This window comes from Candidatus Tisiphia endosymbiont of Ditula angustiorana, from assembly GCF_964026425.1.
Taxonomy (GTDB): Bacteria; Pseudomonadota; Alphaproteobacteria; order Rickettsiales; family Rickettsiaceae; genus Tisiphia.
Window position 1 is genome coordinate 1,089,507 of the sequence record NZ_OZ032143.1, and the last position, 15,067, is coordinate 1,104,573.

Genomic DNA, 15,067 nt, shown 5'->3' on the forward strand with positions numbered 1-15,067 from the left:
TGGATATGATTTTTAAATGCATATAGACGGAAATATGCCTAGATTATGAATACATGTTATTGCTATCTATATGAGGTTTGAGTTTGAAGTGCAATAGATAGATTGAGTACAAGTTTGGTTCAAACTAATATCATGCAACAATTAATACAGCAATTCAAATCGTTCATTATTGCTATTATTGTTTTTTTATTTTTTAATATTGGTTTTTATATTTACCTTTTACATCTACAAAAAGAAAAGGAAAAATTAATGCTTGCTGGTTATTTAGATAGTGTTGGTAGTTTATTATCTCATGATTTGACAACAGTCTTCAACAAATCTAGCTACAATAAAACCTTTTTTCTATTTAAAAATTTTTCAAGAACAAATAATGGTATAAGCGAAAATACAATAAAAACCACACCATATACAATTTCTATTAAAAATTCAGCAGAGGAGTTTATATTTGATTTACAAGAACTAAGGGATAATTTAAATAAAATATTTCCCCATTACATAGGTTATGCAATCATAATCAATGATTATAGTGTTGCATTTGGTCTAGACTATAAAAAAAATTTAAATCTAAAAAAAGATTATCAAATTGATTTAAACACAGTTTTGACCATAAAAGTAGGAATTAACAAAAATTCTAAATTTTATCTTTTAAACAACAATAAAGTGTACCAATATACTTTTATAACTGTCGTTTTGACTTTTTTAATTTGCTCATTGTTTTTGTATGTTTACCTCAGAATAAAAAAAAGAAGGGAAGAGAGACTTTATATATTAGAGCATGATTTATACGAAGAAAAAAAGATTAATAGTACATTGCTGAGCAACAAAAAAATTAATCAAAAACTAAAGCAGCTCTTTATAAAAAAAGCAACCGAGATGTATATCAAGCAAGAAATGGGTATAGGTGATAAGAAAATAATTCAGAATATATCCCCAAGTAACTATTTATTTCCAATGTGCTTATACGATACATCTCCTGAAGAAATAGATATAGTAAATTTAACTAAGTATTTAGAAGAATATTTTTCTCCTTATTTCATTACAATAGCCTTAAAGGTACAAACTAATATAGACACAATTAATATTAATTGTACGACCGAAGTTTTTTATCAGTTAATTTTTAGCCTTATTTTTAATTTAATGGAATTTATGGATAGGCAGAGTGAAATTCCTAAAATAATGGAAATAAGTTTTACTAACAAAAAAGTTATTATTAAATATGACAGTTTTCCTTTAAACGAAAAAAGAATGGTGGATTTATCTGAAACTATAGTGTTAGAATATATGGATGTATTTCTACTTAGTTGTCGTAAAATATTCAAATCTCTAAAGGAGCATAAGTTTAAGTACAGTGTATCTTCTGATGACGAATCTAATATAGTTGAAATTACTTATCCTATAATAATAGATAAATCAGTACAAAAACAAGGGTTAGATTTTACTAAATATTCAAATAGTATCAGAAAGAAAAAATGAAGAAATATATATTAATAATAATATTAGTTGTGTCCAGTATTTCACTTGCTCAAGACCAAGTATCCAACTCTGTTGTACCGGTCACTTATTTTATTAATCACATCAAACAACTAACTCTACTCAAGAATAATTTAACTAAATATAAACAAGCAAGTGTAGTAGGTGTTAGTGGAATGGGGAAGACTCAGCTTACTAGAATGTATTCTTATGAGAACAGACAGAATTATGATATTATTTGGTTTATTGACTGTAACTTAGATATTAATGAAGAATTGTTGAAGCTAGCAAAAACTATTAATAGTACTTTTAAATCTAATCTAATATCAGAAGATATAACCTTAGTAAAAAAAGAACTAATGGCTTATTTATCCAGTAAGGATAAATGGTTGCTAGTATTGGATAATTTAAAAGTTAAAGAAAATCAGAAAATACAAGAGTTTATTAATTGGGAACATAACGGTAATATTATATTTTGTTCTCAAGATAGTGATGGATTACCCAGTATAATTAAGATGACAGCATTTGATAAGAAAGATGCTATTACTCTTGCTAATAATATTTTAGAAAATAATGATCCAAAATCAGCAGAATTTCTAGCACAAGAATTTGTTGGTTACCCTATCCTTATAGTGCAGGGGGTACAATTATTGAACCAAGTGCAAGGTCTAGATAAGAAAGAATATAAGCAAAGAATTCAACAATTTGCTGATAAGATTAAACTAAATATTACGTTAGCAATCAAGGAACTAATGCCTAACACAAAAAAATTACTAAGTAAAATAGCATTAATCAATAATCAATCTTTTTCAAAAGAACTTCTAAAATTTATCACTGATGATCAAAGTACCATTGATGATGATATTTATCAACTCTCTAAATTCATTTTAATCTCCAATACTGATCCAAATGAAACTAATCCTATCTTCGAAATGCACGATGTTATTGCTCAGAAAATAGTAGAAATAAATGGAGATAAGAATAATAAAAATTATTTAGAAGACATTGTTACTAAATTAATGAACTCTATACCAAGTAGCGTGGTAAAAGCTCATATTTTTAGGAATGCAAAAACAGCAATTATCTTTTATCTAAATTTTCAAAAAAATAAAAAATATTTATCTAAATAACAAAACAACGTTTTTGTTGAATAAGTTTATGGCACACTTCAAGTAGTTTACGCATGCATGCAACTATAGCAACCTTTTTAGGTTTAAAATTGTTAACAAGCCTATCATATAAAGCTTTTAAATATTGAAAACCATTCTTGACACCATTCTTCCCCGCCAATACCGCCATGTATAAAGCCTTACTATTACCCACAAAATAACAATGGTGAAAAAGAAGTAAAAATAATATACTGATTTGCAATTAAAATATTACATTGTAGAGGTATAGTATGAGTCAAGAAATAATAAATAATTATTTGACCGAGGAATTTAGTGGAGCTATTTTGGGTGATAAAAGGCTGACAAATAGGTTAATAAAGATAGCTGATAATTTTGCAAATATACCTGAAAGCTCAATTAATCAAGCATGTGGAAATTGGGCAGAAACAAAAGCAGCATATCGTTTTTTTAAAAACGATAATGTTAAGGAATCAAAAATATTAGAAGCCCATATTGCTAAAGCAGTAGAAAGAATCAAAGAGCATGATAAAGTTCTTGTTATACAAGATACTAGTTATATCACATATACTAGTCATAAAAAAACTACTGGATTGGGTGTGTTATCAAGAAAAGAGGGAAAGAATGTTAAAAATATTGAATGTAAAGGTCTGATAATGCATACTGCCTTTGCGGTTGCTACCAATGGATTAGCACTTGGGTTGTTGGATCAAAAGATTCACAATAGACCAGCAGTGCCTGAAGAAATACAACAGTTAAAAAAAACTAGTCATGGTAATGCGGTACATATTAAAGATAAAGAAAGTATGAAGTGGCTTAATGCATTACAGAACACTATTAATGCAACGAATAATAGTAATACCCAAATTATAACTGTTTGTGATAGAGAAGCTGATATATATGATTTTTTTGAATTGGCACAAGCTCAGAAATCTAAAGTTTTAGTTAGAGCTGCACAGGATAGAGAAATAAATAAAAAGTCAAAATATTCCAAAAAAGATAGACAATATTTGTGGAAGGTAGTATCGGGTTTCCAGTGTGCTGGAGAAATAGCAGTTAAAGATACTAGTCAAGAAAATAAAGCTAATAGGATTAGACATTTGGAAGTTAGATTTGGAAAATTTATAATGAATCCTCCTGTAAACAATGTAAGACATAAAACAGAAACATTGCCAAATTTACCAGTATATGCCATCAATGTTATTGAGCGTCGTCCCCCTAGTGGAACAACACCATTAGAATGGATGTTACTAACCAATATAGTTATCAATAATTTTGAAGAAGCTATAGAGAAAGTAAGATGGTATTGTTTAAGATGGAGAATTGAAATTTTTCATAAAATTTTAAAATCTGGATTTAGGGTTGAACAATGTAGACTTGCAACAGGAGAAAGATTAATAAAATACTTGACAATCATGAGCATAATTGCTTGGAGAATTTTTTTTATTACTTTAATTGGCAGAACTAATCCTAATCTACCATGTAGTGTAATATTAGCTGAAGAAGAATGGCGAGTTTTGTATGTAAAGATACACAAAGCAGCTCCCCCTAATAATACAATTCCTACAATAAAAAATGCTATAATATGGGTTGCTAAATTGGGTGGGTATTTAGCAAGAAAAAATGATCTAGAGCCTGGTCCTATTGTATTGTGGAGAGGATGGCAACGGTTATTTGATCTAGTTCAAGGTTATCAATTAGCTAACTCTAATATTTGTGGGTAATAGTAAGGTATAAAGCATCTCGTGGTATTTTCCTGCCACCTCTAATAAATCTTCGTCCTTGCTTATTACCACTATCACGAGCATAAGGAGCTATTCCCACAATTGCTGACAATTCGTTACTACTATAATTTTTATTTCCTAATTCAGGTAAAAAACTAATTAGTTTTTTACCTACGCATTTACCAATACCAGGCACACTCTCTAATATTTTTACCTTCTCTTTCAACTCTTCTGATTCGTCTATTACCTCATTTAATTTTTTATCAAGCTCAGCTATTTCATTCTGTAAAAATTTAATGAGTTTTTCTATACTCTCTTTATCAATGCCATCAATATACTCGATGAAAATCAATAATTGCGTTGTCGTTGTCCAAGACCTGCGGTACTCACGTACTAATGTACGCTGTGCTCCTCGGCTTGGACACTCCTAGCACTTGTTGATTTTGATCTTCGTCTACCAACTCTTCATTTACGAGCAGTATACTATGATGTAGCCTCTTCTTTTCATTGCTAAGAATTAATACTAGGGTGTGTCATCAATTGAGCCAAATTACCATGGAAGCCATATAAACAGCACCCAAAAAGTTCTGAGATGTTTTGTCATATCGTGTTGCAATAGCTCTATATTGCTTCAATTTTGCAAAAAAGTTCTCAATCAAATGCCTAGCTTTATATAGGTCCTTATCATACTTAGCTGGATTCACACGATTCTTCTTTGGGGGAATCACAGCTATACATCCCTTATCTTTCAGCTTATCTCGCATACGTACATCGGCATCATAAGCCTTATCAGCAAGTACAGCATCCGCTTTCGTCAATTCATTCATCAAAACATCAGATCCTTGCAAATCATGAGCTTGACCCGGGGTAAGATGGAATCCCGTTGGATTCCCTAGAGCATCACATGTGGCATGGATTTTAGTACTCAGCCCCCCTTTACCTCGTCCAATTGCTTGGTCATCATCTAACTCTTTTTTTTAGCACCGGCACTATGTTGATGAGCCCTAACAATGGTTGAATCAATCATGGCATACTCGTTATCAGCATCTTCAGCCAGCATCTCAAAAACCTTTTTCCACACACCTGTCTTGCTCCACCTTGAATGACGTAGGTGAATCACTCGAAAATCTCCAAAACGTTCAGGTAGGTCTCTCCAAGGTATACCAGCCCTATATCGATACAAGACTGCTTCTACAAATAGGCGATTATCCTTGGCTGTTACACCAACAGACTCTTCCCTTCCAGGTAGCTTATCTTTAATCCGATCCCATTGATCGTCACGTAGAGCATATCGACGCATAGAGAAAATTTATCCTTAATTTTTTCTCTATTACACAACAAATAAACGCTCCTGTCAACTTAATTGATGACACACCCTAGTTTTATAGATGATTTTTGTAAAATTTATTTGGAGTATGAACAGAGAAAGTTATTACCATCAAATAAGCAGAGAAATCGCTGTTGTAGCATGAGTTTAAGTGAAATGTTAACAATAATAATTATGTTTCATACATCCTATGCTAAGAATTTTAAATTTTTCTATAAAAGTTATATAGAGTGCATGCATAAGGATGATTTCCCTAAAGCCTTGAGTTATAATAGATTTGTTGAATTAATGGCACGATTATTCATACCGCTAAATATGTTGATTCATTTGTTGTTTGGTGAGGAAACAGGTATTTATTTTATTGACTCTACAACGATTAAAGCTTGTCACAATAAAAGGCGTTATAGCAATAAAGTTTTTAAAGGATTAGCCAAACATAGTAAATCCTCTATGGGGTATTTTTATGGTTTTAAATTACATGTAATAATCAATAATAAAGGGAAGTTTATGGCATTAAAAGTGACCAAAGGCAATGTAGATGATAGGATTCCAGTACCGGAGTTAACAAAAAGATTAACTGGAATTATAGCAGCTGATAAAGGTTATATTAAGCAAAATTTGTTCTTAAATTTATATGAAAGAGGCTTAAAAATGATTCATGGAATTAAGAAGAATATGGAAAATAAATTAATGGATTTGAAAGAAAAAATCTTACTTCGAAAGCGTAACTTAATTGAAACAGTTTTTGATTATCTAAAAAATAAAATGAACCTTGAACATACTAGACATAGATCACCAATAAATGCCTTTGTCCATATATTATCTACTCTTGTTGCTTATTCATTAAAGAAAAATAAACCTTCAACAAAATTTGATTTTAATCTACATGTTCTCAATATCCTTATCCCGAATTGACGTTATACATTAGTTGGTGAAAGAGGAATGAAGCTATCAGGTGGACAAAGACAAAGAATGGTTATTGCTAGAACTATTTAAAAAAATGCCCCTATCTTGGTTATGGACGAAGCAACATCAAGTTTAGATGCAATCACTAAAAATGCTATACGAGATTTTTTAATCAATTTTGCCAAAGCTAAAACCAGCATAATTATTGCACATAGAATCTCTACTTTACTTAATATGGATAGAATATTAGTGCTGGATAACGGTAAAATAGTTGAGGATGGAACGCATAGTGAATTAGTTGCTAAAAATGGTCTTTATGCAAGAATGTGGGCAGCAAATTCAAATGGTTTTTTGGAAACTAACACTGATATTTTATCTTAACTCTGTTGAACAAAGATATGAATGATTTTGATAATAATGAATGTACACAATATCAAGATAATTGGGAAAAGAAAAACTCAATTAGAACAAGAAAAAGAATAATAATTGACTTTTCTAATAATGGAAATTTCTTTGCCAAATTAAAACAGCCAATTTTTTAAATGAAACAGTTGATAATTTAAGCATAGAAATTAAAAAAGAAATACTATTAAAAACTTTTTATAATTATTTAATTATAGAGCAACAAGTAGCGTCAGCCGATAGCGGGTAGTCATAGTAAAGCAGAAATACAAGCACTTTTATATATTTATCAGGTATAGTATTATAAGGAACAAAGTGCTACAGTACAGGAAAGTCAGCTAGTAAAAAGTTTTGAGGAATTTGCAGCTTACGTAAACAAAAACTCAACTTTTAACTTTTACCACAAAAGTTTATAACTCTTTGGTTAGTGCCTTGTCATAAACACAATTCTAGCTGGATAAAAGAGTATAAGAAGGTGTTTACACTAAGGAAAAAACTATTAAACTTTATTACAGAAAAGTTAATTAAGCTTTACTATAGCTATTTAGCCCCGAACTATAACAATAATTTCAGTCACTGTCTCCATTTTACTGCAGACGTATCGAATTTCATAAAAAATACCCTAGGTGTTAAAACTTCTCTGGACTCTGTTAGTGATTAGGGTAGTATATTAGTAGTGACCCACGTGGTGTGGTGTTCAAGCACCGAGGTTAGAAGCAAAGAATCGGAAAATTTTTAAATCTAACCTCAGTGTCTATTTTCTAAAAGAGCAAAAAATAGGAGCTAATTGTATGGCGAGCAATATTAAAAATCAACAAAAAAATAATAAACAAGATAAATTAACAAGTGATATTTCTTTTGAACTAGAACAAGCTAAGAAAAAACTACAAAATGATAAAAAATTGACCTATCTAAATCTTAGCAAACATAATATTGGTAGTAATATCAAGCTACTTAGCAAAGCTTTAAAAAATAGTGAAACGGTAGCCCACATAAATTTTCACAATAACAATATTGACGATGAGGGAGCAAAGATAGTTGCAAAGTTTTTGCAAGACAACAACATAGTAACCAAAATAGACCTAAGCAACAACAATATTAACTATGAAGGAGTAAATCACCTTGTCAAAGCGTTAAATATTAATAACTGCGACACGAGGCTATGTTAAGGAGTTGTCCTCCGCTTCAGAGAGGACCATTCGTACCACCGGATGATGCTAGGGGTCTGAATAAAGCAGCGACCCTGACAAAGTAACGAAACATAAGCAATTATGTGGGGACTGAATCGCGAGAAGATGTTCCTCCTGATAACGACATATTGGGTGAGTGCAAGCAAGCCGGTATGGTGAAGGCAACTGAATCTGTGATAAAGATCGTAAATATAAACAAGTGAAAGTCGTTGATACACTTGAACCAAAATGGTAATGGAAATCGGAGCAATGCATTTATTATACATTCTCGTGGTCATTATATTTCCCGGTCGAAAGCAGACACCTAACCCGGCATACTTCTAACATGGAACGTGGAAACCCTGTACGATTCCTAAAGAGCAATCTTTAGGAATGCATCTCGTGAGGGATACTGATAATCGTGCAGGTTTGGGATGCTGGAAAAAGCTAATGCTGCTTTGTAATGAGGCAGATACTGGTCAAATGATCAGACACGAAAGTGTGCCTACGTCCAGCTGGTTCTAGATAGCAAGAAAATTTGGAGAATCGAAATAATGAAGAAACGCAAATGACAGAAATAGCAATATTTACTGATGCCTCTTCAGCTCTTACAGCTAAAACATGGGATGATCTCTCATGGCAGAAGATTGATAAGCAAGTAACTCGACTACAAATGCGTATTGCTAAGGCAGAACGAGAAGGGAAGAAAGGTAGGGTGAAAGCCTTGCAGAGAATCCTGACTTGCTCATTTTATGCTAAATGTTTAGCGGTAAAAAGAGTTGTACTCAATAAAGGTGGCAAAACACCTGGTGTTGATGGTATTATTTGGAAAACATCAAAACAGAAAATACAAGCTGCTCTATCACTTAAGCGACATGGATATAAACCATTACCGTCAAGGAGGATATATGCGTCTAAGAAGCAACAAGGAAAATTTAGACCAATTTCAATCCCAACTATGAGAGATAAAGCAATGCAAGCCCTGTGGCACATAGCTTTACTACCAATAGCAGAAGAAAGAGCTGACTTAAATTCCTACGGCTTCAGACCGAAAAGATCCACGAAAGATGCAAGTGAACAATGCTTTACTGTACTATCTAGAAAGCGATCTGCTGAATGGATTTTTGAGGGGGACATACATGCCTGCTTTGATAAAATCTCACATCAATGGCTACTAGAAAATATTCCTATGGATAAACAAATCCTTAGGAAATTTCTAAAAGCTGGATTTATGGAAAAGCAAAGGTTATATCCCACAGAGCTTGGAACTGGTCAAGGAAGTATTATTTCGCCAACTTTAGCATTGATGGCATTATCTGGAATCGAACAGAAAATCAGAAGCAGCAATATAAGAATGAGAGTCAAAGAAAAGATCAACTTTATCTCTTATGCGGATGATTTTGTTATTACAGGAAGTTCACCTGAAGTGCTAAAAGAAAAGGTAATACCAATTGTAATAGAATTCCTAGCAGAAAGAGGATTAGAGCTATCGCAAGAGAAATCTAAAATAACCCACATCGACGAAGGTTTTAATTTTTTAGGTTTTAATGTACGTAAGTATAAAGGAAAACTATTAATAAAACCTGCAAAGGAAAATATTAAAGTATTTCTAAAGGACATTAGGAGTAAAATTAAAGATAATTATTCAGCAAAGACAGAAGATTTGATAAACCTATTAAACCCTAAAATAAGGGGATGGGCTAATTATTTTCGTAATGCTGTGTCGTCGAGGGCTTTCTCATATGTGGATTACATGGTTTATACAATACTTAAGTCCTGGATATTACGAAGACACCCTAATAAAAGTAAATCTTGGACTACTAAGAAATACTACATTAGACGTGGGCTAAATAATTGGAATTTTCATGCTATGGTTAAAGATAAGAAAGGAAATAAAATTCCTCTCTACCTATACAAAGCAAGTGAAACTTCTATAAGACGGCACATTAAAATCAGGAGTGAAGTAAGTCCATTTAATCCTGTGTTTAAAGATTACTTTAAACACAGGGATAAGACGGACAATATTAGACTAACAGTGGATGATCTTAGTCCTGAGTTGAGTATAAAACTGCTGGGTGGCAATGCTGCCTTACCTAGAACTTGAGCCGTGTGCAATAAAAGTTGCAAGCACGGTTCTTAGAGGACTGACTCTCAGTAATGAGAGTTGGTTACTCGGCTACTTTGGACGAAATAAACCTTGCACATAATGATATTAGCGATCAAGGAGCAGACATACTAGCTGAATTTTTAGCAAATAATAGAACTCTCAAGCGAATACATCTCAATGATAATTATATTGGTGCTAATGGGGCTTTTCAACTTTGCAAGGCTTTAGAATTTAATAGGACTCTAACCAAAATAACGCTTGGTTACACTTTTTTGTATCATAATGAAGCAGAGGAGCTTGTAAAAAGTTTAAAGAATAAAAAAATTGTTAGCAAAATAATGATAAGTTTTTATGGTCACGAAAATTATGATATTAATTACGATTATATTAATTCTAATTATAATTATTCTAGGGTGTGTCATCAATTAAGTTGACAGGAGTGTTTGTTTGTTGTGTAATAGAGAAAAAATTAAGGATAAATCTTCTCTATGCGTCGATATGCTCTACGTGACGATCAATGGGATCGGATTAAAGATAAGCTACCTGGAAGGGAAGAGTCTGTTGGTGTAACAGCCAAGGATAATCGCCTATTTGTAGAAGCAGTCTTGTATCGATATAGGGCTGGTATACCTTGGAGAGACCTACCTGAACGTTTTGGAGATTTTCGAGTGATTCACCTACGTCATTCAAGGTGGAGCAAGACAGGTGTGTGGAAAAAGGTTTTTGAGATGCTGGCTGAAGATGCTGATAACGAGTATGCCATGATTGATTCAACCATTGTTAGGGCTCATCAACATAGTGCCGGTGCTAAAAAAAAGAGTTAGATGATGACCAAGCAATTGGACGAGGTAAAGGGGGGCTGAGTACTAAAATCCATGCCACATGTGACGCTCTAGGGAATCCAACGGGATTCCATCTTACCCCGGGTCAAGCTCATGATTTGCAAGGATCTGATGTTTTGATGAATGAATTGACGAAAGCGGATGCTGTACTTGCTGATAAGGCTTATGATGCCGATGTACGTATGCGAGATAAGCTGAAAGATAAGGGATGTATAGCTGTGATTCCCCCAAAGAAGAATCGTGTGAATCCAGCTAAGTATGATAAGGACCTATATAAAGCTAGGCATTTGATTGAGAACTTTTTTGCAAAATTGAAGCAATATAGAGCTATTGCAACACGATATGACAAAACATCTCAGAACTTTTTGGGTGCTGTTTATATGGCTTCCATGGTATACTGCTCGTAAATGAAGAGTTGGTAGACGAAGATCAAAATCAACAAGTGCTAGGAGTGTCCAAGCCGAGGAGCACAGCGTACATTAGTACGTGAGCACCGCAGGTCTTGGACAACAACAACGCAATTGTTGATTTTCATCGAGTATAATTTGGCTCAATTGATGACACACCCTAGTAACCTCTTCTTCTTTTATTGTAAATTTTGCCATAATTCAATTTCTCCATTTATTAATTTAATTGGTTAATCTTAAACTAAAAGGATTATGTTAGAACCGAAGATATACCCTAGATAATACGACATATAGTAATATTGATAATATACTTTAAGTATTATATAATTAAATAATATTAACTATTACATAATTACATAATAAATTGTAATTTTTGTTATTTTATTTTTTATTAAGTGCTTCTGGATCAATGTTTAATTTACATTAGTTTATTTATATGGCAAAGTCAAAAAAACATCAACACTCTACAAAACCGTCTAGAAATATTAGCTCATCAGCTATTGGCTCACCAGCTACTAATTCATCAGTTACTAGTTCATCAGCTACTAATTCATCAGATGACACTAATATTAAACAACAACACTTGGATCAATTACAAAAAATTTTAGATGCTCCTTTAGACAATCATTTAGATAATAAAAAAATAGGAGATTTTATAGTACACGTCAATTCGGGATAAGGTTATAATTTAGAGGGAAGTCGAGATTGCAATTTATAGAAGGTTTATTTTTCTTAAGAGAGTCGGGTAATGAAAGAAAGTTACCTTTCTCCCATCCCCTAAGAACCGTACAGGATACTTTCGCATCATACGGCTCAAGCCTCTTAAAGCCCAATTTATTTAGAACCAGCTTCAACATTGAATCTCCGATTATGGATCTGTTTATGGCAATTGATGTGTAGCATCATCAAATTTGAGCTCCTATTATCACCACCTTTTGATTTTGGGATAACATGATGTATATCCCAATCTGTTTCTAATGTGATGATTTGCGTGCAATTCGGACACTTACCTTTTTGCTTATTCCATAGACTTAATAATTTTCTGTTATCTGATAAAGATTCATACATTTTATGTTTTAATCTTTTTTCAAAATAATCATCCCATTGCTTATCATATGGATTAGCTTCGGACAAAATCTTTACATGTCGCTTAATAGGTAGTTTAGCTGGGTCAATAAGCTTATAAATAATTGGTTCTTCCCCTAATTTTGGCTTGTCAGCTATACAAGCAAATCTCCAAGCATCACCTCTTATAAACTTAAAATACTTATTCTTAACCCAGTTACTACTCTTATTTGGATGCCGACGTTTAGACCATCGCCATACAATCTTAAATATCTCGTGCCTTAATTTACTGAAACTCTCTTTAGCAACTATATGTCTATGATATAAAGTCCAACCCCTGATAATAGGGTTGAGCATAGTTATCAATAAAACTTGTTTGATCATCTTATTATCTTAGCAATTTTCCTTATCTTTCTTATGACGTTTTGTAAGTTGTTTTTAGATGGCTTGATAAGAAACTTGCCATTATATTTCCGTACATTCTGTCCTAAGAAATCAAAACCTTGATCAATATGAGTAATTTTGGTTTTAGTACTAGATAGCTTCAATCCTCGCTCTTGTAAAAATTGCTCTACAATAGGTAAAACAAGATTCTCTAATTGTTCCTTGGATCGACCTGTGATAATAAAATCATCAGCATAGATAATATAGTTGATCTTATGAGCCGGTTTTCTTGAGGATATTTTCATCGGAAACTTTTCAGCTAGTAACTTACCCAATCCACTTAGAGTCATATTCGCAAGTAATGCTGAAGCGATGCCACCTTGCGGAGTGCCAGATTCAGTAGGGTAGATATTACCAGCTTCCATATATCCAGCTTTTAGCCATTTTCTTAATATGGTTTTATCCATTGGAATATTATCTAGAAGCCATTGATGACTAATGTTATCATAACATCCTTCAATATCAGCTTCCAGTATCCATTGAGCAGCGCATTTCCTAGAAAGGACTATATAACACTGTTCTATGGCATCTGCAGCTGATCTTTCTGCTCTAAACCCATACGAATGTCTATCTGCTGTTGTTTCTGCAACTGGTTCTAATGCTAGCTTATAAAGAGCTTGCATAGCTCTATCTTTCATAGTAGGTATACCAAGTGGTCTCTTACCATTCACCTTTGGTATATAAATCCTTCTAAGAGGGGATGGATTATAACCATGTTGCCTCAAGTTTATTATTGCCTGAGATTTAAGATCAGGTGTATGCCAAATTTCTTGATCTACACCCGCAGTTCTTTTTCCTCGATTCTCAGTCACTCTTCTAACTGCAAGAGCTTTGCCGCTAAAAGAATGGGTTAATAGTCGTTGTAAAGCTTTAACTTTACCCCATCTACCTTCCTGTATTGCTTTTACGATACGCATCTGATGACTTCTAATAACTCTGTTACATCGACTCCAGTTAATACTGTGCCAACTCACATTGCTGTCAGTAGATGCACTAGCTACAATTTGATTTGTAACCACCATTTGCTTTTCTCCTTTAAAAGTTTCATCAAATTCTCTCGTAATAAGAGACCATAACGGAAGTCTGCCCGCTTTCGCGTAGGATAATGTTACAACCCTTATCTGCCTCATTACAAAACAGCCTTCGCTTTCTCCGTCTCTCCTCTACCTGCATCCCTATCAGTTTACCTTACGGCTTACTTTCCCAGTCCGGGAAGAAATACAGGCTTACTGTGTTCTATATATATGACATAGATAGGTTAGGTTCTACCTTTCTGCCGGTGATCATAAAGTCTACGTATCGTGAGCCTATAGCACAATAACCAGATCACTTATCCTTTTGGACAGAGCTTATCAGCATCTTTAGCTCCTTACGACTGTAACGACATTTATCAATAGTTCACATATGTTAACCATACCATCTAAGCCTAGCCTCTAACCACATGATGCTTGCAGTTTAATCTTTACCTCACAGCTTAGATTCTCTTTAAAAGCCGAGTACATTGTCCTGGTAGCTTCAAACAAAGAATTACTTCAATGCATGTACCAGTAGGCTACTGTTGGTAGAACAACAGGTTTAATCAATTTTCATAGTTAAACAATCATATATATAACCTCACATCGCCCATAGGCAACTAGTGTAGAAAGTATATGAACAAAAGCATTTATAGGTGATCTGTGTCTAGTATGCTCAAGGTTCATTTTGTTCTTTAAATAATCAAAAACTGTTTCAATTAAATTACGTTTTCTTAGCATAATCTTCTCCTTTAAATCCATTAATTTATTTGGCATATTTTTCTTAATCCCATGTACCATTTTTAATCCTCTTTCATATAAACTGACGAATAAGTTTTGCTTAATATATCCTTTATCTGCATACATAACTCCAGTTAAACCATCTGTTAACTCAGGTACTGGAATCCTATCATCTACATTGCCTTTGGTCACTTTTAATGCTATAAATTGTCCTTTTTCATTAATAATTAAGTGTAACTTGAACCCATAAAAATAACCCATCGATGATTTGCTATGTTTTGCTAGCCCCTTAAATATTTTATTACTATATAGTAAAATACATT

General features: G+C 33.0%; 14 protein-coding genes and 2 pseudogenes. 11 read left to right on the top strand and 5 right to left on the bottom strand.

Annotation, left to right across the window (positions count from 1 at the left end):
* The first annotated feature begins 102 nt into the window (after positions 1-102).
* On the top strand, positions 103-1,473 hold the full coding sequence (locus tag AAGD29_RS05155) for a hypothetical protein (protein ID WP_341757314.1): 1,371 nt from the start codon (positions 103-105) through the stop codon (positions 1,471-1,473).
* Positions 1,470-2,600 (top strand): hypothetical protein, encoded by a 1,131-nt coding sequence (locus tag AAGD29_RS05160; RefSeq protein ID WP_341757315.1) that lies wholly within the window; start codon positions 1,470-1,472, stop codon positions 2,598-2,600. The genes AAGD29_RS05155 and AAGD29_RS05160 overlap by 4 nt, the downstream gene beginning before the upstream one ends.
* Here AAGD29_RS05160 and AAGD29_RS05165 read toward each other — a convergent pair.
* A complete protein-coding gene (locus AAGD29_RS05165) occupies positions 2,593-2,793 on the bottom strand; it encodes a hypothetical protein (protein ID WP_341757316.1) in 201 nt (66 codons plus the stop codon). The genes AAGD29_RS05160 and AAGD29_RS05165 overlap by 8 nt on opposite strands.
* Before the next feature lie 76 nt (positions 2,794-2,869).
* Between AAGD29_RS05165 and AAGD29_RS05170 the strand changes: the two genes are divergently transcribed.
* Entirely contained in the window at positions 2,870-4,321 is a 1,452-nt protein-coding gene (locus tag AAGD29_RS05170) for an IS4 family transposase (protein WP_341757292.1), read from the top strand.
* Here AAGD29_RS05170 and AAGD29_RS05175 read toward each other — a convergent pair.
* On the bottom strand, positions 4,305-4,673 hold the full coding sequence (locus tag AAGD29_RS05175; protein WP_341757291.1) for a transposase: 369 nt from the start codon (positions 4,671-4,673) through the stop codon (positions 4,305-4,307). The genes AAGD29_RS05170 and AAGD29_RS05175 overlap by 17 nt on opposite strands.
* 184 nt (positions 4,674-4,857) lie before the next feature.
* A protein-coding gene (locus tag AAGD29_RS05180) for an IS5 family transposase (RefSeq protein ID WP_341757317.1) occupies positions 4,858-5,621 on the bottom strand; the annotation gives its coding sequence in 2 pieces (ribosomal slippage) (positions 4,858-5,286 and positions 5,289-5,621; 762 coding nt in all).
* Positions 5,622-5,687: 66 nt separating this feature from the next.
* On the opposite strand from AAGD29_RS05180, the gene AAGD29_RS05185 reads away from it, so the two are divergent.
* The 8 genes from AAGD29_RS05185 to AAGD29_RS05220 all read left to right on the top strand — a co-directional run bounded on the left by AAGD29_RS05185 (position 5,688) and on the right by AAGD29_RS05220 (position 12,160).
* Complete coding sequence (locus tag AAGD29_RS05185; RefSeq protein ID WP_341757318.1) at positions 5,688-6,563, top strand: IS982 family transposase; 876 nt, start codon at positions 5,688-5,690, stop codon at positions 6,561-6,563.
* 102 nt (positions 6,564-6,665) lie between these two features.
* Complete coding sequence (locus AAGD29_RS05190) at positions 6,666-6,935, top strand: hypothetical protein (protein ID WP_341757319.1); 270 nt, start codon at positions 6,666-6,668, stop codon at positions 6,933-6,935.
* Positions 6,936-6,940: 5 nt separating this feature from the next.
* Entirely contained in the window at positions 6,941-7,096 is a 156-nt protein-coding gene (locus tag AAGD29_RS05195) for a hypothetical protein (protein ID WP_341757320.1), read from the top strand.
* Positions 7,097-7,747: 651 nt separating this feature from the next.
* Positions 7,748-8,125, top strand: coding sequence for a hypothetical protein (locus AAGD29_RS05200; protein ID WP_341757321.1), 378 nt, complete (start codon positions 7,748-7,750; stop codon positions 8,123-8,125).
* Positions 8,126-8,693: 568 nt separating this feature from the next.
* On the top strand, positions 8,694-10,229 hold the full coding sequence (gene ltrA / locus AAGD29_RS05205; RefSeq protein ID WP_341757322.1) for a group II intron reverse transcriptase/maturase: 1,536 nt from the start codon (positions 8,694-8,696) through the stop codon (positions 10,227-10,229).
* Between the two features lie 53 nt (positions 10,230-10,282).
* Complete coding sequence (locus AAGD29_RS05210; protein WP_341757323.1) at positions 10,283-10,666, top strand: hypothetical protein; 384 nt, start codon at positions 10,283-10,285, stop codon at positions 10,664-10,666.
* A 54-nt stretch (positions 10,667-10,720) separates the two neighbouring features.
* Positions 10,721-11,481 (top strand): IS5 family transposase gene (locus tag AAGD29_RS05215; RefSeq protein WP_341757324.1). Its coding sequence is split into 2 segments (ribosomal slippage): positions 10,721-11,053 and positions 11,056-11,481, totalling 759 coding nucleotides; the frame shifts between segments, so codons are not numbered across the junction.
* A 436-nt stretch (positions 11,482-11,917) separates the two neighbouring features.
* Positions 11,918-12,160 (top strand): hypothetical protein, encoded by a 243-nt coding sequence (locus AAGD29_RS05220; protein ID WP_341757325.1) that lies wholly within the window; start codon positions 11,918-11,920, stop codon positions 12,158-12,160.
* A gap of 155 nt (positions 12,161-12,315) precedes the next feature.
* Here AAGD29_RS05220 and ltrA (AAGD29_RS10285) read toward each other — a convergent pair.
* Positions 12,316-14,012: pseudogene (ltrA, locus tag AAGD29_RS10285) on the bottom strand (group II intron reverse transcriptase/maturase).
* A gap of 570 nt (positions 14,013-14,582) precedes the next feature.
* Positions 14,583-15,047: pseudogene (locus AAGD29_RS05235) on the bottom strand (IS982 family transposase); the annotation flags it as partial.
* Positions 15,048-15,067: the final 20 nt, after the last annotated feature.

What these genes read in the sequence shown, in the direction of transcription:
- AAGD29_RS05160 (WP_341757315.1), top strand. Translation starts at nt 1,470, where the DNA reads ATGAAGAAATATATATTAATAATAATATTAGTTGTGTCCAGTATTTCA.
- AAGD29_RS05170 (WP_341757292.1), top strand. Translation starts at nt 2,870, where the DNA reads ATGAGTCAAGAAATAATAAATAATTATTTGACCGAGGAATTTAGTGGA.
- AAGD29_RS05185 (WP_341757318.1), top strand. Translation starts at nt 5,688, where the DNA reads ATGACACACCCTAGTTTTATAGATGATTTTTGTAAAATTTATTTGGAG.
- AAGD29_RS05190 (WP_341757319.1), top strand. Translation starts at nt 6,666, where the DNA reads ATGGACGAAGCAACATCAAGTTTAGATGCAATCACTAAAAATGCTATA.
- AAGD29_RS05200 (WP_341757321.1), top strand. Translation starts at nt 7,748, where the DNA reads ATGGCGAGCAATATTAAAAATCAACAAAAAAATAATAAACAAGATAAA.
- ltrA (WP_341757322.1), top strand. Translation starts at nt 8,694, where the DNA reads ATGACAGAAATAGCAATATTTACTGATGCCTCTTCAGCTCTTACAGCT.
- AAGD29_RS05210 (WP_341757323.1), top strand. Translation starts at nt 10,283, where the DNA reads ATGAGAGTTGGTTACTCGGCTACTTTGGACGAAATAAACCTTGCACAT.
- AAGD29_RS05220 (WP_341757325.1), top strand. Translation starts at nt 11,918, where the DNA reads ATGGCAAAGTCAAAAAAACATCAACACTCTACAAAACCGTCTAGAAAT.